Source organism: Achromobacter sp. GW823-FHT04E03 (assembly GCF_058796095.1).
This window is the reverse complement of record NZ_JBXAIJ010000003.1, coordinates 714,407-735,254: the sequence shown is the minus strand read 5'-3', so window position 1 is coordinate 735,254 and position 20,848 is coordinate 714,407. Positions and strand designations below refer to the sequence as shown.

General features: G+C 63.9%; 21 protein-coding genes. 9 read left to right on the top strand and 12 right to left on the bottom strand.

The genetic code is table 11. The features are described from left to right. Positions 1-14 precede the first annotated feature (14 nt). Positions 15-1,334 (top strand): MFS transporter, encoded by a 1,320-nt coding sequence (locus AC1RHV_RS22955; RefSeq protein ID WP_054450320.1) that lies wholly within the window; start codon positions 15-17, stop codon positions 1,332-1,334. Positions 1,335-1,350: 16 nt separating this feature from the next. Next, positions 1,351-2,874, top strand: a complete 1,524-nt coding sequence (locus AC1RHV_RS22950) for a M81 family metallopeptidase (RefSeq protein WP_192329853.1) — start codon at positions 1,351-1,353, stop codon at positions 2,872-2,874. 131 nt (positions 2,875-3,005) lie between these two features. Here AC1RHV_RS22950 and AC1RHV_RS22945 read toward each other — a convergent pair whose 3' ends face one another. The 5 genes from AC1RHV_RS22945 to AC1RHV_RS22925 form a co-directional block, all read right to left on the bottom strand. After that, positions 3,006-4,235, bottom strand: coding sequence for a hypothetical protein (locus AC1RHV_RS22945; protein ID WP_492302060.1), 1,230 nt, complete (start codon positions 4,233-4,235; stop codon positions 3,006-3,008). A gap of 94 nt (positions 4,236-4,329) precedes the next feature. Next, positions 4,330-5,202: a nucleotidyl transferase AbiEii/AbiGii toxin family protein gene (locus tag AC1RHV_RS22940; RefSeq protein WP_460360282.1), complete on the bottom strand. Its 873-nt coding sequence runs from the start codon at positions 5,200-5,202 to the stop codon at positions 4,330-4,332. Beyond that, positions 5,190-6,260: a type IV toxin-antitoxin system AbiEi family antitoxin gene (locus tag AC1RHV_RS22935; protein ID WP_492302059.1), complete on the bottom strand. Its 1,071-nt coding sequence runs from the start codon at positions 6,258-6,260 to the stop codon at positions 5,190-5,192. The genes AC1RHV_RS22940 and AC1RHV_RS22935 overlap by 13 nt, the downstream gene beginning before the upstream one ends. Before the next feature lie 110 nt (positions 6,261-6,370). Then, positions 6,371-6,889 carry a hypothetical protein gene (locus AC1RHV_RS22930; protein WP_492302058.1) on the bottom strand — a complete coding sequence of 173 codons (519 nt, stop codon included), beginning with the start codon at positions 6,887-6,889 and terminating at the stop codon, positions 6,371-6,373. Positions 6,890-6,903: 14 nt separating this feature from the next. Next, positions 6,904-7,779 (bottom strand): leucine-rich repeat domain-containing protein, encoded by an 876-nt coding sequence (locus tag AC1RHV_RS22925; RefSeq protein WP_492302056.1) that lies wholly within the window; start codon positions 7,777-7,779, stop codon positions 6,904-6,906. Positions 7,780-7,918: 139 nt separating this feature from the next. Between AC1RHV_RS22925 and AC1RHV_RS22920 the strand changes: the two genes are divergently transcribed. From AC1RHV_RS22920 to AC1RHV_RS22905, 4 genes are all read left to right on the top strand, one after another. Next, on the top strand, positions 7,919-8,500 hold the full coding sequence (locus tag AC1RHV_RS22920) for a CGNR zinc finger domain-containing protein (RefSeq protein WP_054451302.1): 582 nt from the start codon (positions 7,919-7,921) through the stop codon (positions 8,498-8,500). 191 nt (positions 8,501-8,691) lie between these two features. Then, a complete protein-coding gene (locus AC1RHV_RS22915; protein ID WP_054451303.1) occupies positions 8,692-9,564 on the top strand; it encodes an alpha/beta fold hydrolase in 873 nt (290 codons plus the stop codon). A 129-nt stretch (positions 9,565-9,693) separates the two neighbouring features. Further along, positions 9,694-10,635, top strand: coding sequence for a sensor domain-containing diguanylate cyclase (locus tag AC1RHV_RS22910; protein WP_125472439.1), 942 nt, complete (start codon positions 9,694-9,696; stop codon positions 10,633-10,635). Positions 10,636-10,713: 78 nt separating this feature from the next. After that, positions 10,714-11,157, top strand: a complete 444-nt coding sequence (locus AC1RHV_RS22905) for a DUF695 domain-containing protein (RefSeq protein ID WP_119449014.1) — start codon at positions 10,714-10,716, stop codon at positions 11,155-11,157. Between the two features lie 31 nt (positions 11,158-11,188). On the opposite strand, the gene AC1RHV_RS22900 is transcribed toward AC1RHV_RS22905, so the two are convergent. Continuing rightward, entirely contained in the window at positions 11,189-12,049 is an 861-nt protein-coding gene (locus AC1RHV_RS22900) for a DMT family transporter (RefSeq protein WP_119449015.1), read from the bottom strand. Positions 12,050-12,167: 118 nt separating this feature from the next. Between AC1RHV_RS22900 and AC1RHV_RS22895 the strand changes: the two genes are divergently transcribed. Beyond that, entirely contained in the window at positions 12,168-13,553 is a 1,386-nt protein-coding gene (locus AC1RHV_RS22895; protein ID WP_175181188.1) for an aminotransferase-like domain-containing protein, read from the top strand. Positions 13,554-13,698: 145 nt separating this feature from the next. Here the strand turns inward: AC1RHV_RS22895 and AC1RHV_RS22890 are convergent, their stop codons facing one another. After that, complete coding sequence (locus tag AC1RHV_RS22890; protein WP_054450347.1) at positions 13,699-14,022, bottom strand: hypothetical protein; 324 nt, start codon at positions 14,020-14,022, stop codon at positions 13,699-13,701. A gap of 552 nt (positions 14,023-14,574) precedes the next feature. Here AC1RHV_RS22890 and AC1RHV_RS22885 point away from each other — a divergent pair. Then, entirely contained in the window at positions 14,575-15,630 is a 1,056-nt protein-coding gene (locus AC1RHV_RS22885) for a hypothetical protein (RefSeq protein WP_175181190.1), read from the top strand. 67 nt (positions 15,631-15,697) lie between these two features. Beyond that, on the top strand, positions 15,698-16,126 hold the full coding sequence (locus AC1RHV_RS22880; protein WP_054450349.1) for a VOC family protein: 429 nt from the start codon (positions 15,698-15,700) through the stop codon (positions 16,124-16,126). A 38-nt stretch (positions 16,127-16,164) separates the two neighbouring features. On the opposite strand, the gene AC1RHV_RS22875 is transcribed toward AC1RHV_RS22880, so the two are convergent. The 5 genes from AC1RHV_RS22875 to AC1RHV_RS22855 all read right to left on the bottom strand — a co-directional run bounded on the left by AC1RHV_RS22875 (position 16,165) and on the right by AC1RHV_RS22855 (position 20,805). Beyond that, the gene (locus AC1RHV_RS22875; RefSeq protein ID WP_088138874.1) at positions 16,165-16,869 is read right to left on the bottom strand and encodes an ABC transporter ATP-binding protein; all 705 of its coding nucleotides are present in this window, start codon (positions 16,867-16,869) and stop codon (positions 16,165-16,167) included. Next, positions 16,869-17,585, bottom strand: a complete 717-nt coding sequence (locus AC1RHV_RS22870) for an ABC transporter ATP-binding protein (protein WP_492302052.1) — start codon at positions 17,583-17,585, stop codon at positions 16,869-16,871. Before AC1RHV_RS22870 ends, AC1RHV_RS22875 begins: the two co-directional genes overlap by 1 nt. Beyond that, positions 17,582-18,595, bottom strand: a complete 1,014-nt coding sequence (locus AC1RHV_RS22865; RefSeq protein WP_175181192.1) for a branched-chain amino acid ABC transporter permease — start codon at positions 18,593-18,595, stop codon at positions 17,582-17,584. Before AC1RHV_RS22865 ends, AC1RHV_RS22870 begins: the two co-directional genes overlap by 4 nt. Next, positions 18,595-19,476: a branched-chain amino acid ABC transporter permease gene (locus AC1RHV_RS22860; protein ID WP_054450355.1), complete on the bottom strand. Its 882-nt coding sequence runs from the start codon at positions 19,474-19,476 to the stop codon at positions 18,595-18,597. The genes AC1RHV_RS22865 and AC1RHV_RS22860 overlap by 1 nt, the downstream gene beginning before the upstream one ends. A 69-nt stretch (positions 19,477-19,545) precedes the next feature. Continuing rightward, on the bottom strand, positions 19,546-20,805 hold the full coding sequence (locus tag AC1RHV_RS22855) for an ABC transporter substrate-binding protein (RefSeq protein WP_119449019.1): 1,260 nt from the start codon (positions 20,803-20,805) through the stop codon (positions 19,546-19,548). Between the last annotated feature and the right edge of the window lie 43 nt (positions 20,806-20,848).

The window sequence follows — 20,848 nt, the reverse complement described above, 5'->3', positions numbered from 1 at the left end:
CAAGGAGAAAACCCGTGAGCGGAAGTGCAACCCTCCCCGCCGGCCGCGCAGCGCGCCCGGACCAGCAAGCCTTTGAGGACGCGACCTACAGAAAGGTCGCGCTGCGGTTCATTCCCTTTCTGATGCTCTGCTATGTGGTCGCGTACCTGGACCGCATCAACATCGGCATCGCCAAGCTGAACATGCTGGCCGACCTGCAGTTCAGTGAGGCTGCCTATGGCCTGGGCGCAGGATTGTTCTTCATCGGCTACATGTTGTTCGAGGTGCCCAGCAACCTGATCATGCACCGCGTGGGCGCGCGCCTGTGGATCGCGCGGATCATGATCTCCTGGGGCATCCTGTCCGGCATCATGGCCTTCGTCACCGCGCCCTGGCAGTTCTACACGGTGCGCTTTCTGCTGGGCGTGGCCGAGGCCGGGTTCTACCCTGGCGTGATCCTTTACCTGACCTATTGGTTTCCCAACCGCCGCCGCGCCAAGATGACGGCGATCTTCCAGGCCGGCATACCGGTGGCCGGCCTTATCGGCAACCCGCTGTCGGGCTGGATCATGGAACGATTCCATCTGGTCGGCGGACACCCCGGCTGGCAATGGCTGTTCGTGTTGGAAGCGCTGCCCACCATTCCGCTGGCCATCGGCGTGCTGCTGATCCTGACCAACCGCGTACAGGATGCCGCGTGGCTCACGCCGGAACAACGCCAGCTGATCGAGCGGGACATCGCTGCCGACAACGCGGGCCGCGAGCACATGCCGCTGCTGCAGGCGCTGCGCGACGCGCGCATCTGGAAGATCGTCGCCATGACCTTTCCGGCGATGATGGCGCTGTACACGCTGGGCTTTTATCTGCCCACGCTGATCAAGGATGCCGGCGCCGAGGGCGGCTTGCGCATCGGCCTGCTGAGCGCCATTCCGTATCTGGTCGCCATGGTGGCGATGGTCCTGGTCGGGCGCAGTTCGGACCTGCGCCGCGAACGCCGCTGGCACCTGGTCTTCATCCTGGTGCTCGGCGCGGCGGGGCTGGTCGCCAGCGTGTCCGCCGGCACCAACCTGACGCTGGCCGTCATCTCGTTGTCGGTGGCCGCCGCCGGCATCATCAGCTTTTCTCCCATCATGTGGACGCTGCCCACCGCCTTCCTGGGCGGAGCCACCGCGGCTGCGTCGATCGGCATCATCAACAGCCTGGCCAATCTGGGCGGCTTCGTCAGCCCCTACCTGATCGGCTGGATCCGCGACATCTATCACAGCACTGCGCCAGCCATATACATCATCGCGGGTTCGCTCCTGGTCAGCGCCTTGATTGCGCTGAGCTTCGACCCCAAGAAAGTCAATCGCTGAAGGCAAGGAATACGCCATGGAAAACGTTAAAGATGCCGCGCCGCGACTCGCCGTCGCCGGCCTGATCCATGAAACCAATACTTATGCCGCCGAGGTCGCCGGCCAGACGCCGTTACGCGCGTTCGAGCAGTACGGCGGGGACGAGATACTGCAAGCCTTCGACAAATCGAATCACCAGGTCGGCGGCTTCATCGAAGGCGCCAGGCAGACGGGCGCCGAACTGATCTGCACCTTCGTCGGCCAGGCCACGCCCTCGGGCACGATCGAGGCCCAGGCCTACGCCGAAATGAAACGCAGAATCCTGGACGGTATCCGCGCCGCTCTGCCTGTCGACGGAGTGTTGCTGGCGCTGCATGGCGCGGGCGTCGCCGATGGCATCGAGGACATCGAAGGCGATCTGTGCCTGGCGGTCCGCCAGCTGGTTGGCGCCGATGTCCCGATTGCCGCTGTCTATGACCTCCATGGCAACATGACCGAGGCCATGCGGCAGGCTTGCGATCTGACCTTGCCTTGCAAGCTGTATCCGCATACTGACTTTCACGACCGAGCGGTCGAGGCGGTGGCGCTGTTGCTCGAGATCATCGGCGGCCGCCTCAAGCCGGCAACCGCCATGCGCCTCTTGCCCATGCTGCCCTACATCGTCACGACGCAGGAAGGCTTCATTCCCGCCGAGGTCAATGCCGTATGCGCCAAGCTGGCCGCGCTGCCGGGGGTCATCGACTGTTCGTGGTTCCACGGCTTTCCCCTTGCGGATATCGCCGCGCCTTGCCCGGCCGTGGTCTGCACCACGGCGGGCGATCAGGCGCTGGCAGAGCGCTGCGCGAATGAAGTCGCGCAATGGATCTGGTCGCACCGCGAAGCGTTCCGGCCGTCACTGCCAAGCCCGGAGCAGGGCGTCGCCATGGCGCTGGCCGCCTCGCACGGTCCCGTCGTCGTCAACGAGTACGCGGACAACCCCGGCGGCGGCACGCCCGGCGACGGCACCTACCTGTTGCGCGCCATCCTGGACGCCAAACCCGTGGCCGGAACCTGCTGTTTCGCTTCCATCAACGATGCGTCCGTCGTCGAGCAGGCCCGCCAGGCCGGCGTCGGCGCGACCATCAGCGTGTCGCTGGGCGCCAAGCAGGGCCGCTTCCAGGGGCAGCCGCTGCGGGTGCATGCCTATGTGAAAGCCATCACCGACGGCCGCTTCGTCAATCGCGCGGGCTCGATGTTCGAAGGCGTGCGCTTCGACCTCGGCGCCATGTGCCGCCTGGTCATCCAGGGCGTGGACGTGATTGTCGCCTCGCGCGCCGAACAGATCTACGACGAGGAGCCATTCTTCCTGCATGGCATCGACGTGACCGCATACAAGCTGATCGCCATCAAGGGCGCCAACCATTTCCGCGCGGGCTACCGCCGCCTTGCGGCGCAGATCATTTCTGTCGATAGCGTGGGCTTGAGCACTGCCGACATCACCTCGTTCCCACGGGAACGGCTCGCAGGCGAATACTGGCCGCTGGCGGACATCGCCGACTACGCGCCGTATTCCAACGCGTAGCGGCTTTGCACCTACGATGACTTGCCGAAGTGCTCTTTGAACCAGGACTGTTCCTGGTACGGCGACTGCTGGCCGTTGACCCGCCGGCATGCAGACGATGATTCAGGCCGGCGGACAGTCCGCCGGCGTGCTCAATCTGTCGCCAGATACGCCTGCCCGCCCGGCTTCAGATAAGGCGCCAGCGCCTTGAACGGTACGCTGGCATGCGTGCCCAGGCAGGCGCCCGCCGAGTGCCCGACCCCGGACACGGACAGGCTCAGCGCGCCGGGCGCCTGGACGCCCAGCGCCAGATAGTCGGGCCAGAGGTCCGCGCAGTCTTCCAGATTGGGACGATCCTCGGATTGTTGGACCGTTGTTCCCGCCTTGACCGCTTGTTGCACCAGCGCGAGCAGGGCAGGGCTTTTTTCGCCGCCGAAGCTGCGCTTGCCCGGCACATAGGCGTCGAACACGCGATTCCAGTCCAGGTACTCGCCGCGCAGCAGATCGTAGGTATAGGGTTCGAAATGGTTGTACGGATGGGCCCCGCCGCAGTCCAGGCTGCCCGATTCGGTCACCGTCATCAGCGCGCGCGACAGCCAGGTGACGTGCACTTCTTCTTCATCGAACCCGCCCAGCGTGCCCGCGCCGGGATTGTCGCTGGTGTAGGCCGATGCCATGCAACCCAGCGCGCCCAGGCTCTTCTGCCAATGACGCTGTTCCAGCAGAGTGTTCGTGCGCTGCAGGACCTGCGCATCGGGATGCCGGCTCAGCCGGGGATAGCTGAACTTGGTGCGCGGGTCGCGCCACATGCGATAGGCCACGGCGCCGTCGCCGATCTCCTTGCCGACCGGCTGGGCGTATCCGGTCAGTTTCAGCGTCTCGTAGGGCGCGCGCGTGGCGTTGATGCCTGCCTGGACATCGATGTCGCCGAGATTGACCTGACTGGCGCGGGCCAGCTTGCGGTCCTTTTCCAGCTGCCCGGTGTCGTACTGCGCGACCCGCTTCAGGTCGAAGCGTAGCTGCTTGCCGTTGCCGGCGTCAGTCCAGATACCGCGGAAGCCGTTTGCGTCGCGCGTGCCTTGCCAGCTTGCGGCCTGATCCGCCGGCTTGCCTTCCTGGCGGGGCTTCGGTTCGAAGAGCTCCTTGGCCGTGCCTTGCAGCGGAATATCCACGCCGTGCCTGGCGTAGAAATAACGGCCGGTCAAGGTGCCGTCGGCAGCCGCTTCTGTGTCCAGCTCCAGCACGATGTCGCCGGCGCCTTGCAGTGTTCCGGTGTAGACGGTGCGGGGCGCGGCATGGGCCTGGGCTGCGGTCAGCAATAGCATGGAAAGCGTCAGCGCGGTGAGGTATGAATGGCTGGGGGCGGAGAGTGAGCGAAGCATCTGAGAGAGCATCCAAGGCCGCGAGGCGACTGCGTTGATGGAAGAAATTTCGGTTTTCGGGCGATGTGGTGAGCGTTTGCGAGATTTGAACCTGCTATTGAGTCCGCAGTCCCAAAGCCCGCAGCCAAGCGTCCACTTGCCCGAAGGCATCCTGCTGCCATTGATCCGCGGTTCGTTCTCCCAACACATTCGCGTCCTCGACAAACCGACGCACACAAGTTGGTCCGAAGCCATCGACGGTATCGAACTTGGCTGCGATGTTGGTGTAGCCTTTGACGCCGGACTCATGCTGCAGCAGAGGGAGGCAATCGTCCGCCAGCACCTCGGCGCCGCCGGCATAGTTGCGGATACAGTAATAGATGTCGTAGGCGTCCTTTTGCTTGTAGCGGCCTTGGATGGCGTGGCCTTTCATTGCGAGTAGCGCCGGGATGGAGCAGACGGCGACTTCAACGCGGTTAGTTCCGCCGTTAGGCATCGATCCAGCGATAGCGACCATTTGGTAGAACCGTAGCGCGAGATCCGCTCCATCGGCGCGCTGTACCGCGAATTCGCTGATCAGCGCAGGCGAGTTCCTCACGATCTCGGCTTGCCTGGGCATGAGAAAGTCAATCACTACATCAATGGCAGGACCGCCGTCGTCCGCCTGGATCTGTCGCACCAGTTGGAATCGCCTGAGTTCCTTGCGCTGTGCATACCCTTGGCTCAATAGCGATTCGACCAGGTGCGCGTACTGACCATCGCCCAGCGCTTCGGCATCCAAACCCAGGTCCACATCCAGGGTGCCGACGTGGGGCATGTCTTCATTGCCCAGCAGCAGCCATGGCACGGCGCCGCCTACGACGGCAAAACGTCCCTTGAAGCTTCCAAGGATCTGTCCGATTTCGATAAGGACGGATTTGACTGCCGCCGTTGTGCGGTCGTCGTACTCGCTCGCTAACTGTGCCTCGCCACGCGTCATTCGTGCCATTGGAGCCTTTCCCGTCGCAGGTGATCGGCGGCCTCCTGTCCGCGTTCGCCTGCCACGCTGAGGTCCAGATAGGTCTGGATTGGGCTGGTGCAGACCACGCCGGGCGCCGGTTGCACAGTGTCACGGAACAGCCCCGGATCGTCCAGTACGGTCACCACCAGGTTTTCTCCCTTGCCGGCGGTTTCGAGCTTGAGTCGTGATCGCAGGAGTTCAAGGCCTGCAGCATCAGCATAGAAATAGTGTGTGCCAGTCCGTACAAACGGCGCCAGCCAGCGGGCTGCAGTGAACGAAGCGCGTGCGACCTGGCTTGTCGCGCCGGGTGACCCATCGTGCAGCGCCGCATCAAACGCCGTTCCGTGCAAAGTGGTATAGAAAGTCAGCCGTTGACCGGCCGGAGATTCGTAGGCTTCACGCCAGGCGTCCACAAGTGCGTCGGGCCTAGACAGGAACATTCCCTCGGGGCCCAGCTTCGCCCATTCGCGATCCAGCAGGCTATTGCGCACATTGCTGACGTGCCCCAGGCTGACGTCCGCGGCTTGCGCCAATTCGGCAACCCGCCAACCGCGGGAGGAATTGCGCAGCATGACTTTGAGTATCTGGACTGATTTCGGTTTGAACAGCGACCGCAGTCCCCGCCGTTCTATCACCGGCTTCTTGGCTACCTGCCGTGAGATAAAGATGGTAGCGAAGGCAAGCCGAGCATTCCCTTCGAAATCGAGGTGCGCCACGCCGAACTCGCGGCACAACTCCTGAACCTGCGGCGACAGATAAGGCGCAATCAATATGGGCGTAACGTGATCGGACTGCCGTCCCACGTATTCACGCAACGAAAGTACGGCCAGGCGCGCGTGCCGCGGTTGTCCGCTGGGCAGTACCGTCGCGACCAGCTTGTGCCGGTTGCCGAATGTCGTCAGTTGGGCGGCGAGCTCGATTGCTGAGCTTGGATTTCGAGGGACGAGAGTGACCTCCAGGCTCTCGACGGCGGGTATTTCCTCCAACAGCGATCGGAGGGTACTCGCAGCTTGATCATCGATTTTCACTGGATTGTGCATTTTCATCGTCTGCTAAAAATAGCATTTTCAGTGAAAGTGTCAACGATAGTTTCACTGGAATAGTTATTTTCAGCCCGTGTTGAAATAGGAAAAAACAATGAAATTCGGTCTGCGTTCTACGCTTCGCCCTTTCCTTGAGTCGCAGGGGGTTGTGTTGGCCAGTCGGAGCAGCCCAGCAACGCAGCCGCCTCGCCATCCGCCAGCATCTGCTCAAACAGGTCTCCAAGACCGCTGGCCACCTCGCTGACCGCCTCGAACTCGGGCTCGACGCCATGCACGATCCTTCCCGAAATCCGGTCGATCGCGAGAAACTCGTAATCACCGTCCACGCTCATGAAGATCGGCACATGGCGCGCCCAGAAGGTCTCGACGGCGTGCCGGTCGGCATCGCTGATGGCGGCTTCCAGGCTGATGTCGCGAAAGGCGTCCCACCCGAAGGCGCTGTCGGCGGTTCCGGCATAGTCGGCCGCGCTCAGGAACCAGCGCGTATCGTCCGCGCTGCTCAGTTGCGTGTACAAGGACAGGAACGCTGCGTGTTCCGAGGCGTCTGCCCGCGCAGCCGTGGGTGTCGCGCGTAGCACCGTCCAGCCCCGCGCGGCAAGCAAGCCCAGGAAACGTTCGTGCAAGATGCTCATCGGGTCCGCCATGGCTATCGCGTCGCCGCGATGTTCGCGCGCGGCAAGCGCGCCTTCAAGGTCTGTGCCAACTCGCCCAATCCCACATCGCCGCAGCCGACCAGCGTCAGCTCCCGCAATCGGGTCAGCATGTCCAGCACGCCGATATCCGCAATCCGTTTGCAGTACTGAATGTCCAACCGTTCCAGGTTTTCAAGGGCGCTGATCGGACCGATCTTCTCCAGCGCACCAAGGTTCTTCAGGCGCAAAGAGCGCAATCCTGTCAGTTGCTCGATGCCGGACAGCGTCTTCAAACCACGGCCCGCCAGCAAGCCCAGCGCCAACAGCGGCAGTCCCGCAATGCGGTCGAATATCGACGAATCGAACGGCACGTTCCAAAGGTTCAGTTCCTTGAGCGGCAGGCTCAAGGCGCGGTCCAGCAGCATGCCGCGCCGGTCTGGGACCATGGACAAGGAAATCAACGCCGGAAAGTCTTCCGGCTCGAACCGCAACGTGGCGCCCACTGTCAGCGCCTCCAGCCTGGGCAGCGGGCCGGCCTGCCAGGTGTACGTGCCAGGCTCGGGATGGATGGAAAGATGGCGCAGGCTGGCAGGGAGCATGTCTCCGCGCAATCCCGTCAGAACGCTGCCCGCGACCGCGCCGGGGCCGATGGACAGGTGCGCCAGCGCCGGCAGCCGGGCGAGGAGTCCGGGCAGTTCGTGCAGCGGGTCGCCCGGCGGCGCCCATAGATGCACGTCTTCGATCGAGGCCAGGACGGCCTCTTGCGGCGGAGCATCGTAGAGCACGACGCGTTCATCCGCGCCGGCGAATTGCGAGTGCTGGCGGCTGTGCATGAAGCGCCAGGTCTGGGCGCGGTCCGGGAGAGGGATCGAAAACGGGATGAAGGACATGTGGCTTTCCGAATCCGTGAAAGGCTAGTTTACGGTGCTCATCGTCCGGGCGGAAAACTGTGCGATGACCGATGGGATGCTCTTCCTCCGTAACTTGATAGTCGCAAACTAAGTGGTTACATTCAAGATGGAGAACATCATGACCACCACTACCCCCACGCCAGAATTCCGCCTGCTTGGCGACCACGCGGCGTTAGATCTGATCAACACCGTCGAGCAATCCGACGATGGCCCTCGCGATCGCCTGCAATCAGACGACGATGTGCGAGCCTGGCTGGAGGCCTTGGGTTTTTCGCCCGCCCAGCGCAAGACCCCGAAGGGTCTGCTCGAATCCGCGAGGACATTGCGCGAGACGGTGCGCGCATTGGTCGCCCAGAGAAAGGCCGGGTTGCCGCTCAAGCTCAGCCCGCTCAACCGGGCGCTCGCCGCCGGAGGCAGCCATCTTGAGGTTTCCGTGGTGGCGGGCGCGCCCAGCCTTGCCCGTCGCTATGAAGCGGCTACGCCCGATCAATGGCTGCTTCCGGCCGCAGAGGCCGCCGCGGACTTGCTCGTGCATGGGGACTTCGAGCTGGTGCGCAAATGCGAAAGCCCGCTCTGTTCCCTCTGGTTCTACGACCGTACTCGCTCCCATCGCCGCAGGTGGTGCAGCATGTCGCTTTGCGGTAACCGCCACAAGGTGGCGGCATTTCGACAGAGGGAAGCCCAGGACGCTGCTTCCTGAGCGCTTGCTAGCCCACCCATCCGGCCGCCTGGCCGGATTTTTTTTTGAATGAGTCTCTCCATGTCATAGCTTTGAACTATTTAGGTAACCATTAAAACTTAATTTGACGGGTTACTAAAAAGGCGTAAGAATGGCCCGCACAGCCTGCAGGAATTCCGCTATTGATCCAGCCCCAGACCACGGAGATCGTCATGTCCAGCCCCCCAGAAAACCAGATCCAAACGCGCCGTTTGCAAGCCGACGGCCTGAACTTCTTCTATCGCGCGGCGGGCAACCCCGATGCGCCCGTGTTGCTGCTTCTGCATGGTTTCCCCAGTTCTTCGCACCAGTTCCGCAATCTGATCCCGATTCTGGCCACGCGTTTTCACGTGATTGCGCCGGATCTGCCTGGCTTCGGCTTCACGGAAGTACCTGGGGAGCGCGGCTACCGGTACACGTTTGACGACTTGGCCGTGTCGCTCGGCGCGTTCGTCGATGCCTTGGGCCTGAAACGCTATGCGATGTACGTTTTCGACTATGGCGCGCCTGTCGGGCTGCGCCTGGCGCTTGCCCACCCCGAGCGGGTGACCGGCCTGGTCTCTCAGAACGGCAACGCTTATCTCGAAGGGCTGGGCGATGCCTGGGCGCCAGTCCGCGCCTATTGGGCGGAGCCGACCGCGGCCAACCGGCAGGTCATCGCGGATGCCGTGCTGAACCTGGAAGGAACGAAGTGGCAGTACGTGCATGGCGTCGCCAATCCGGACGACGTGGCTCCGGAAAGCTACACGCTCGATGCCGCCTTGCTTGAGCGGCCTGGCAACAAGGAAATCCAGCTCGATCTGTTCCTGGACTACGCCAACAATCTGAAGCGGTATCCGGATTTCCAGGCGTTCTTCCGCGCGGCGAAAATTCCGACGCTCGCTATCTGGGGGCGCCACGATCCGTTCTTCATACCGCCCGGCGCCGAGGCGTTCAAGCGGGACAATCCGGAAGCGCAGGTCGAGTTGCTGGATACCGGGCACTTTGCGCTCGAGACGCATGCGGCATATATCGGGCGCCGGATTATCGAGGTGTTGGCGCCTTGAGGGATTCTGAAAGAGGCCGCGAATGCGGCCTTTTCAATACGGCTACCTTTCGGCGTTCATCACGCACGCGCCACGGCCGACGGATTCACGCTAAAGTGCCCGTTCATTTGAATCGAGGATGGATAGGGTATGTCAAACGAAAGCCCGCTTCTTGATGACAACGCGGTGTACCGAACCTTGCTCGAGTCCACCAAGGCAATTCCCTGGAAGATCGATTGGGCCACGAAGCAATTCGCCTATATCGGTCCGCAGATCGAGGCGTTGCTGGGCTGGAAGGCCGACAGCTGGGTGAGCGTGGAGGACTGGGCCATGCGCATGCACCCGGAGGATCGGGACTATGTGGTGAATTTCTGCGTCACCCAATCCCAGGCCGGCGTCGATCACGAGGCGGACTACCGCGCGCTGACCAAGGAAAACGGCTACGTATGGATCCGGGACGTGGTGCACGTAGTGCGCAATGACAGCGGCGAGGTCGAAGCGCTGATCGGCTTCATGTTCGACATCACCGAACGCAAGAAGACCGAGGAAAAGCTGCTGGCCTTGCAGAAGGAGCTGGAGGCGCTGTCCTTCAAGGACGGTTTGACGAATATTGCCAACCGGCGTCGCTTCGATAGCGGTTTTGAATTGGAGTGGGAGCGCGCGCGCAGCGAACGAAAGCCGCTGTCCATCCTGTTGTTCGACGTCGATTTTTTCAAGCAATACAACGATCTGTATGGCCACACCCAAGGCGACCAATGTCTGGTGGATATCGCCCAGACCCTGAGTTTGGCGCTGGATGGACCTCGCGATCTCGTTGCGCGCTACGGTGGCGAAGAGTTTGTCGTGCTGCTGCCGGAAGCCGATGCCGGAGTGGCGCGAAAAGTCGCTGAACGCTGCCAGCGCTTGCTCAAGAAAAAGGCTATCGTGCACGCGCTGTCGCCGCACGACAGGCGCGTCACGGTCAGCATTGGAGCCGGAACGGCGGTGCCAGACGGACAGAGCGACCGTGCTGGCTTCATCAAAGCCGTCGACCAGCAGCTATATGCAGCCAAGAAAAACGGGCGGGACCGCATCGAGCATGTGCAGTTGTAGAGCCGACCGTGAACACAAGGTTTTCTCAGTAACAAGCGCTGAACCTTCTGGTCCGGCGTCTATACAGGAATTGATTCAATGAGCAGTATTTTCCCAGGTGATCTGTGGGCAGTGGGTGAAGCACAGGTCGAAGGTTTGACGGTCATCGTTCGCTTTCGCACCGGCTTGCCGTCGGCGACTGATCGTGAGATCAATGAGAACCTGGTCATCATCTCTTGGCCGTACCAGGGCATCGAGTCCGGCATGCCCAATGACGAAGACAAGCAGAGCCACAATAGCTTTGAAGAGGCCATCGAGAAAGGCTTTGAGAATTCCGATATCGGGGTGCAGGTGGCTTGCCTGACTGGAAATCACCACAAGGAATGGCGTTACTACACGCGTGACGTCGAGGCCTTCCTGGATGCATTCAACGCATGCCTGGCGGGGCATCCGGTCTATCCCATACAACTGCGCATGTACAAGGATCCTGATTGGAATGCCTTGTCGGGCTTGCAGCCCCAGGGTTCAGATCAGCTTCATTGAAAGAGGTCAGGCGGCGCTTGCGCGCCGCCTGCTACGCATAGCGCTTGGCGCCCGCCACGCAAACCACCGCCGCCAGCGTCACGACCAGCATCGTCCAGCTGACCTGCTCATGCAGCAGCGCGGCAGCCAATCCCAGCCCCATGAAGGGCTGGAACAACTGCAACTGCCCCACCGCCGCAATTCCGCCCTGCGCCAGCCCGCGGTACCAGAACACGAACCCGATAAGCATGCTGAACAGCGACACGTAGGCGAGGCCTATCCACGCCGGCGTGCCGACGTGCTCGAACGAGGCCGGCATGGTCAGCAGCGCGATGGGTAGCATGAGGGGCAGAGACAGCACCAGCGCCCAGCTGATGACCTGCCAGCCGCCCAGCTTGCGGGACAGCTTGGCGCCTTCGGCATAGCCCAGGCCGCAGACGATGATGGAGGCGAGCATGAGCAGGTCGCCGGTGGGCGAGGCCTCCAGGCCGCCCCAGGCGGCATAGCCCGCGACGCAAGCCGCGCCGACGATGGAGAACATCCAGAACGGCGGACGCGGGCGTTCGCCGCCGCGTATCACGGCGAAGATCGCGGTGCTGAGCGGCAGCAGGCCGAGGAAGACGATGGAATGGGCCGAGGTGACGTGCTGCAGGGCCAGCGCCGTCAGCAGGGGGAAGCCGACCACCACGCCCAGTGCGGTCAGCGTTAGCGAGGGGAGGTCGGACAGGGTAGGCCGGCGTTGGCGCAGCAGCATCAGCAGGGCCAGGCCAAGCAGGCCCGCGATGGCGGCACGCGCGCAGGTCAGGAAAATGGGATCCAGGTCCGCCACGGCGACCCGGGTCGCGGGCAAGGAGCCCGCGAAGATCACTACGCCGATAAAACCGTTCACCCAGCCGCTGGTGGCCTTTTGCATCTGAAGCTCCTTGATACCGGGCTCCAGTACAGCACGGCCTGAGCGCGCAGTCCAAGCACAATCCAGTACAATTTCAAGAAACTGTTATGTATTGAAAGCCAGTACGGCGGAGGATTCCATGGCGCGCGGCGGCACTCTCATCAAGCAGGTCATGGGCGAGATCCAGGGGCGGATTGCGGCCCGCACAGCCTTGCCTGGCTCCCGGCTGCCTTCGGTAAGAGTGCAAGCCAAGACGCTGGACGTATCGGTGTCCACAGTGGTGGAAGCCTACGAGCGGCTGGCGGCGGAAGGCGTGCTGGTGTCGCGCCCCGGCTCCGGGTTCTATGTGGCCGGGCAGGTGGCGCCGTTGGCGCTGACCGAGATGGGGCCGAAGCTGGACCGGGAAGTCGACCCGCTGTGGGTATCGCGTCAGTCGCTGGCGGCGGACGCGGATAGCTTGCGGCCGGGCTGCGGCTGGCTGCCGGTCAGCTGGATGTATGAAGACGGGTTGCGGCGCGCCATGCGTGGCATGGCGCGCGCCGAAACCGCGGAACTGACCGAGTATGGAACGCCGTTGGGCCATGCGCCCCTGAGGCAGCTGTTGGCGCGGCGCATGGCGGGCATGGGGATAGAGGCAGGGCCCGAGCAGATCATGCTGACCGATTCGGGGACTCAGTCCATCGACCTGATCCTGCGCTTTCTGCTGGAACCGGGGGACACGGTGCTGGTGGACGATCCCTGCTATTTCAACTTCCATGCGCTGTTGAAGGCGCATCGCGTCAAGGCGGTGGGGGTGCCGTACACGCCGAACGGTCCGGATGTCGCGGCGTTCGAAGCGGCGCTGCGCGAGCATTCCCCGCGGCTCTACATCACGAACTCCGGCATACACAATCCGACGGGGGCGACTTTGTCGCCCTTGGTCGCGCACCGTCTGCTGAAGCTGGTGGACGATTCCGAGCTGGTGATCGTCGAGGACGACATCTTCGCGGATTTCGAGAACACGCCCGCGCCGCGGCTGGCTGCGTTCGACGGGCTGTCGCGGGTCATACATATCGGCAGCTTCTCGAAGACGGTGTCGGCGTCGGTGCGTTGCGGCTACATCGCGGTGCGGTCCGATTGGGTGGAAAGCCTGACCGACCTGAAGGTCGCCACGACTTTTGGCAGCAGCCGGCTGGCGGCCGACATCATCTTCAGGACGCTGACGGGCAGCGGCTACCGCAGGCACATGGAATCGACCCGGCTGCGCCTGGCGCAGCAGATGGACAAGACCGCCGCAAAGTTGCTGAAGCTGGGCATCAAGCCCTGGCTGACGCCCCGGGCGGGCATGTTTCTGTGGTGCCGCCTGCCCGAGGGCAAGGACGCGGCTACTGTGGCCCGTCTGTGTCTGAAGGAAGGGGTGTTGGTGGCTCCCGGAAATGCGTTCAGCCAGTCGCTGGCTGCGGGAGATTTCCTGCGGTTCAACGTTGCGCAGTCCACGGACGAGCGGATATTCACGGTGCTGTCCAAGGCGTTGAGCGCGGCTTGATGCAAGGGGCACGGTTGGTTGCCTGAAGTACTGGCAGCCGGCATTCACGAAAAATTTCCGTGTCGCCTGATACCTTTTGCTTTCTCGACTGACAGGCGCAGGCAATCCAGCGGCCCGCCTGGCCGCCGGACTGTCGTATTGATGACTACAGGTAGGCGAGCGTGATGATGTAGCCCTGGGCGTCCTGTTGCCCGGCGTGGCGCGCCCTGAGCGGCACGGTCTGCACGTCGACCTTCACTCGATTGGCGCTTACGCGGTAGCGGTCGGCGGGCTTGCCAGCGGCGCGGGCGCGTTCAGCATCGCATTCCACGCGGACGGTTGCTTTTCGGGATTGAACCTGCGGTGTGCATGACGCAGCCTCGACGATGGCGCCGTGGAAATAGATGGTTCCATCCGCGGCGCGGGCTGCGGGCAGGACGCTGGACGCGCACAGCAGAAGCAGGGAAAGGCGATATTGGAGCTTGGACATGACAGCGACTCCTTGCGACTGGAAACGGAGGGGGGGCTATGTCTGTCTTCACTTCTTTAACGGCATCCGGCAGCGAAAGTTAATCGCAATCCGCCTTCGGGCCGCGTTCGCGCGTGCGAGCGGTGCCTGGCTTGCAACTGCAACGCAGGCGCGTCAGTCCGCACGGCGATAGGCCGCCGTGGCGGAAAGTCCGCGGCTGGACCGCCTTTTTTGTAAGGAGAGAGTCGGCTCGCTACGCGAACACCGGAAGGACTATGGGCGGCATCGTGGGCTCCTTTGATCGCGCCCTGGAGGACGCGGTGATGGTCAGGGACCTGGAACGGACTGTCGGCCAATATGAAATGCGTGGTTTCATTGTCGCAGGTCGCGGGGAAAAATCAATACCTGGCGTCCGGCGCATGCGATCACTATCTTCCGGATTCTGGCGACGGGATGTTTCGCACCGTATTCGCTCTGGCTCGAATGCTCGCTGCTGACGCGTCCTGCGCCGCTTCAGTAAACTCCGGGGCTGCCGCGCGGCGCTCACCGCCGCTTTCATGCTCGCTGATCTCCATGACTGCTTCCGACACGACATTCGCCGCCGCGCTTCGTACTCCCGTCTCCACCGCCGACGATCTTGATCCGCTGGATCAGTTCTTCCAGCGCCCCGAGGTACGCGCCTTTTTAGCCCAGGCCCGCAAACCTGGGCAGGCGGAAGTCTGCTTGCGGACCTGCGCCGATCTGCTGCCTACGCTGCACCCGGGCCGCGCCGCTGCCGTGGCCTTGATGTGCGGTTCGCTGGTGGAAGACGGCGCCGATCCGGCAATACTCTTTCCCGTCCTGCAGGACTTGCTGCGGCAGTGGCTGAGCACCCTGAGTCCGTATTGCGCGCAGGAGGTCGAGGACGACGACGATGAGGTGGAGGAGGCCGACCGCCGGGCTTGGCAGGATGCCAGGTCGCGGATGGCCGACGTACCCGAGGGCAGGCGCTGGGAAGTGGAAGCCTTGCATCAGGCGGCAGACCTGCTGGTGCTGCCGATGATGACCATGGTCTTGCGCGACCGCCGCAATCACGCCGCCCTGGTGTCCGACGCGGAGCTGATGGCGCTGCTGCATCCCATGGCCACCAGCAACGACAGCCTGCCCTTCGAGCATCTGCACTATCTTTGGCTGGCCTCGCAGCTGGGCTACGAGGAGGAGTTGGTAGTGGTGCTGCCGACTTCCATGACGGGCTTCATTGCGCGGGCGCATGCCGTCAACAACAACTTCCACGCCTTCACGCTGTTGCAGATCATCATCGGCGAACACGCGCAGGCCTTGGGCGTGAAGCGCGAGATCGCAGCGCGCGAACCGGACCAGGACAGTGATACCGCGGACTTCCAGTGGTTGCAGGCTGATGCCTACGCCGGCGGCGAGCTGGTCAACGCCATGCGTTACGCCTGGGGCGAGGCGGCGTTGCGGCACAACCTGTCCCGCCACGGCAAGCGAGTGCTCATCGCGTTGGAAACGGCCGAGGGCATGAAGCGCAATTGGTCGGGGTTCAACGGCGCCATGCATGAAGCGCAGCAACCGTCCATGACATTCACGCGCTATCTCACGCGTGACGAGGTGGCTTCGTATCTGGCTTGATCCGGCGCGGACGGGGCCGCATGGCGGGCGGTATATTCGAAAGCTCCCCTTCCAACAGGAGCGCCACATGCAGACCAATGAAATCCATCGGGGCCGGCTGATCGACCACATCCAGCTGGTGGTGCGGGACCTGGCAGCCAGCCAGCGGTTCTATCAGGCAGTCTTCGATGCGCTGAAAGTGCCGATGGGCGGCACGGGCGACGGCTATTTCTGGGCGGACGAGCTATTCGTTTCCACGCCCGACAACAAGGCTGCGGCGGGGCAGTTGACCGGACGCCATCATCTTGCGTTCCAGGCGCAGGACCAGGCCATGGTCGCTGCCTTCTACAAGGCGGCGCTGGCCCATGGCGGCACGGACAATGGCGCGCCGGGCTTTCGGGACTACCATCCAGGGTATTACGGCGCTTTCGTGCTGGATCCGGACGGCAACAACATCGAGGCCGTGTTCCATGGCGAGGCGCAGCGCAGCGCGCCTTCGGTGAAAGTGACGTTCTGAGCGGCGCGCGTTTGGCTCAGGCGCGTGCCGCCCCGTAATCACACGCCCAGGTAGGCGCGGCGCAGCCCCTCATCGGCCAGGAGTTCAGCGCCCGGCCCGGACATGACGATTTCACCGTGCTCCAGCACATAGCCGCGCGCGGCCATGCTGAGCGAGCGGTGCACGTCCTGCTCCACCAGCAGGATGGTGATGCCACGCGCGTTGATGAGCGGCAGCTTGTCGAAGATGTCCTTGACCATGATGGGCGCCAGGCCGATGGACGGTTCGTCCAGCAGCAGGAGCTTGGGCGAGGTCATCAGCGCGCGGCCGATGGCCAGCATCTGCTGCTCGCCGCCGCTGAACGAGCGAGCCAGCTGGCGGCGCCGTTCCCGCAGACGCGGGAACAGCTGATAGACCCAGTCCAGGTTGTCGCGGCTGCGGCGCTTGTCGCGCAGTACGTCGGCGCCGACCAGCAGGTTGTCCTCGACGTCCATGTGGCCGAACAGGCGGCGGCCTTCCATGACCTGGGCCATGCCCAGGCGCGCCACCAGGTGCGCGGGCAGGCCGCTGATGCGCTCGCCCAGGAAGCGGACCTCGCCGGCCAGCGCGGGCAGGGAGCCCATGACGGTGCGGATCAGCGTGCTTTTGCCGGCGCCGTTGGCGCCGACCAGGCTGACGATCTCGCCTTCGCCCACGTGCATGTCCACGCCGCGCAGCACCTGCACGTCGCCGTAGCCGGCGTCCAGTTGACGGATCTCCAGCATCACGCGGCCTCCCCGAGATAGGCGCGCACCACCTGCGGATCGCGGGCGACCTGCTGCGGCAGGCCATCGGCGATCTTGCGCCCCTGCTGGATGACGACGATGCGGTCGGATAGTTGCATGATGGCCTTCATGTTGTGTTCGATCACCAGGACGCTGATGCCGTCGCAGCGCAGGGAAAGGATCAGCGCCACCATTTCCTCGGTCTCCACCGGCGTCAGGCCCGCCATCACTTCGTCCAGCAGCAGCAGGCGGGGCTGGGTCGCCAAGGCCTTGGCGACTTCCAGGCGCTTGCGGCCCGACAGCGTGAGAGTGCGCGCGATCTGATGCTCGCGTCCGGCCAGGCCGACGCGCGCCAGCACGGCCTGGGCGACTTCCTCGGCCTGGGCTGGAGCGCGGTGGCGCAGGAAGGCGCCGATCATGGCGTTCTCCAGTACCGTCATGTCGCCGAATGGCTTCACGATCTGGAACGTACGTGCGAGTCCAGCGGCGCAGATGCGCGCCGGATCCTGGCCGTTGATGCGGCTGCCATTGAAGTGGATGTCGCCGCTGCTGGGCGGCACGAAGCCGGATGCCATGGCGAACAGTGTGGTCTTGCCGGCGCCGTTGGGGCCGATCAGGCCGACGATCTCGTCGGCGCCGACGGCGAAGCTGACCTCGTCGGAGGCTCGCACGCCGCCGAAATTGCGGCTGACATTATGGAACTCGAGCAGGTTCATTGTGTGCCCCCCATCGCGGGACCGGCGGTCTTGGCTGGCGTGCCGGCCACGCGCGCAGGCGCCTTGGCGCGTCGGGACAGTATCGCCATCAGTCCTCGCGGCTCCCAGCGGATGATGATCATCAGCAAAAGGCCATACAGCATCATGTCGGCCCCCACCATGCCCCCGGTCAGGGAGCGCGCCAGCTCTTCGCCAGGCAGCAGCAGCAGCGCGCCCAGCACCGGGCCCCAAAGCGTGCCGCGGCCGCCGATGATGCAGACCACGGCGATGACGACGCTGAGATTGGCGCCGAATACCTTATCGGGGCTGATGTAGAGGACGAACTGCGCATAGAAGGTGCCGCCCAGCGCGGTCATGGCCGCGCTCAGCATGGCTGCGGTCAGCTTGTAGCGCCGCACCGGCACGCCCAGCGCCATCGCCGCGTCCTGGTCGTTGCGCACGGCCGTCAGGCAGTAGCCGAAGCGGCTGCGCAATACATGGCGGTTGATCAGCAACGCGGCGATGGTGAAGGCCAGCGCCACGATGTAGTAGTAGGCCTTGCCGGTATGCTGGAAGTACAGCGGAGCGTCGCGCAGCAGCGTGACCTCCATGCCGCGCGGCCCGCCCAGCAGGGTGTCGGCGTTTTCCACCAGCGTCTTGAGCACCATGCAGGAGGCGATCGTGGCCAGCGCGAAGTACGCGCCGCGCAATTGCAGGCAGGACAGCCCCACGATCAACGCCGCGCCCATGGCCACGACGGCGCCGGCCCACATGCCCAGCCAGGGACTGATGCCCAGGTTCACGAACAGCCAGGTCGAGGTATAGGCGCCCAGCCCGAAATAGGCGGCATGGCCCAGCGAGAGCTGGCCGGCGATGCCGCCCAGGATGTTCCATGACAGCGCCAGATAGGCGTACAGCAGCGTCATGGCGCCAACCGACAGCAGGTACTGGTTGCCGCTGGCCAGCGGCAGCAGCGCCAACAGGCCCAGCGCGGCGATGCCGGCGGCCGAAGTCTTTGTGGTCTTGGCCATCATTCGTTCTCCACGCCGAACAGCCCGCTGGGCCGGAAATACATGGTGGCGAGAAACAGCAGGAAGATGAGCGCCTCGGCATAGGTGATGGGGATCAGCTGGCTGCCGACCGATTCCAGCACGCCAACCAGGATGCCGCCCCAGAACGCGCCTGCCACCGAGCCGATGCCGCCCAGCACGACGATGACGAAGGCGCGCAGGCCGAAGATGTCGCCGACGAAGGGGTTGACGGGATAGAGCGGCAGCAGCAGCGCGCCGGCCGCGCCCAGCACCAGCAGGCCGATGGCGAACGACAGCCGGTAGACGCGGGCGCTGTCTATGCCCAGCACGCTGGCGGCTTCGCGGTCCTGTCCGGTGGCGCGGATGGCGCGGCCTGTGCGCGTGTGGCGCAGGAACAGCACCAGGGCCGCCGTGATCAGGCAGGCGAAGAACAGGCCGGCGATCTGCGGATAGGTGAAGATCAGGTCGCCGGGCATCCAGACTTCGTTGGCCCAAGGCGCGTCGATGGTCCGGCTGTCGGGGCCGGCCAGCGCCAGGAAGGCGTTGTCCAGGAAGATCCACAGGCCGGTGGTGAAGATCAGAACGCCGATCGGCTCGCGCGAACTTTCCTTGCGGTAGATGCCGTCGATCAGCCAGCGCTGGCAGGCATAGCCGACGACGAACAGCGCGGCCGCCGTGAGTGGCATGGCGGCCAGCGGATGCAGGCCGAAGTGGCTGGTGAGCGCGAAGCAGACGTACATGGACATCATCAGGAAGGCGCCATGGGCGAAATTGATGATCTTCATGACGCCGAACTGCAGGCTCAGGCCCAGCGCGATCAGGCCGTAGACGGCGCCGCTGGCGATACCGCCCAGCAAGGCCTGGAGTAGGGTAGTGGTCAAGTGGAGGCTCCTAGCGGTAACGGGGCGCCGGCGCCACGCGCAGGGCGTGGCGCGGCGACGCCAGGTCGGTCAGGGCTGAGCGGCAGGCCAGACCATCTTGTAGGATTTGGAGGCCAGGTTCTCCGGCCACACGGTGCGGTACTGGCCGTCGGGCGTGATCTGCTGCATGACGTAGCGCTTTTCGGGGTTCTGGCCCTTGGCGTCGATCACGATGTCATAGCCCACCAGCTTGTTCAGGTCGGTGCCTTGCAGCTTGGTCTGGGCCAGGGCGTCGCGGATGGCTTCGGGATCCGCCTTCCCGGCGCGCTCCAGCGCGTCCTTGATGACCCAGACCGCGGCGTAGGCGCTGACCGACAGTTCGTTGGGATCGACCTTGTAGGCGGCGACGAAGTCGTCCCAGAACTTCTTGGCGAACGGCGTGGTGATGGACGACTCGTAGCCGGCCCAGCCATTGGTGGTGTAGACATTGCCCGCGATGTCCTTGCCGACCAGCGGGATGAAGGTACTGTCGATCTGGCCGGCCGCGCTGCCGACGTAGGTCGAGCCCACCCGCATCTGCGCCAGCAGTTTGTGCAGCTGCACGGCGTCGGCGCCATAGGAGGTCACGGTGACGACGTCGGGCTTCTTGCCCTTGATCTTCAGCACCAGCGGACGCAGGTCAGGCGAGTTGGGCGGGTATCCCTCGTCCAGCACCAGATCGATGCCGGCTGCCTTGAACTTGGCGCGCAACGTGTTGGCCATGTCCTGGCCCCAATCGGTGTTCTCGTAGACCATGGCGACAGTCTTGGCCGGCTTGCCGGTGGTCTTGCCCGCGTAGTCGATGAAGTCCGCCATGCTTTCGGCGTTGCCCGAGGCCGGGATCTGCGTGGGACGGAACACGTACTTGAAGCCGCGTTCGGTGATGTCGGCCTTGGCGGCCAGGTCCACCACCCATGGCACGCGGTTCTTTTCCGCGACGGCGGTGGCGGGGAAGGTCACGCCGCTCTGGAAAGCGCCCAGCAGCACCGGGGTCTTCTCGCGGGTGATCAGGCGTTCGACCTCGGTCATGGCGACCTTGGCATCGCCCCGGGTGTCCACCTCGACCAGCTGCAGTTGCGCGCCGCCCAGCGACTTGATGCCGCCGGCGTCGTTGATGTGCTTGACGGCCAGATGCGTGGCGCGCGACATGTCTTTGCCAATGGAAGCGGTGGCGCTGCCCGACAGAGGAATCAGATAGCCGATCTTGACGGGCTCGGCAGCCAGGGCGGCGCCCTGGACCAGCAACGTGGCGCCGGCTGCGGCGAACAGACGCCGCAGGGCGGCGGGGCGATAGGGGTTGCTCGTGTTCATGAGGATTTGTCTCCAGGTTTTTTTGTGATTCGAGAGTGCGGCG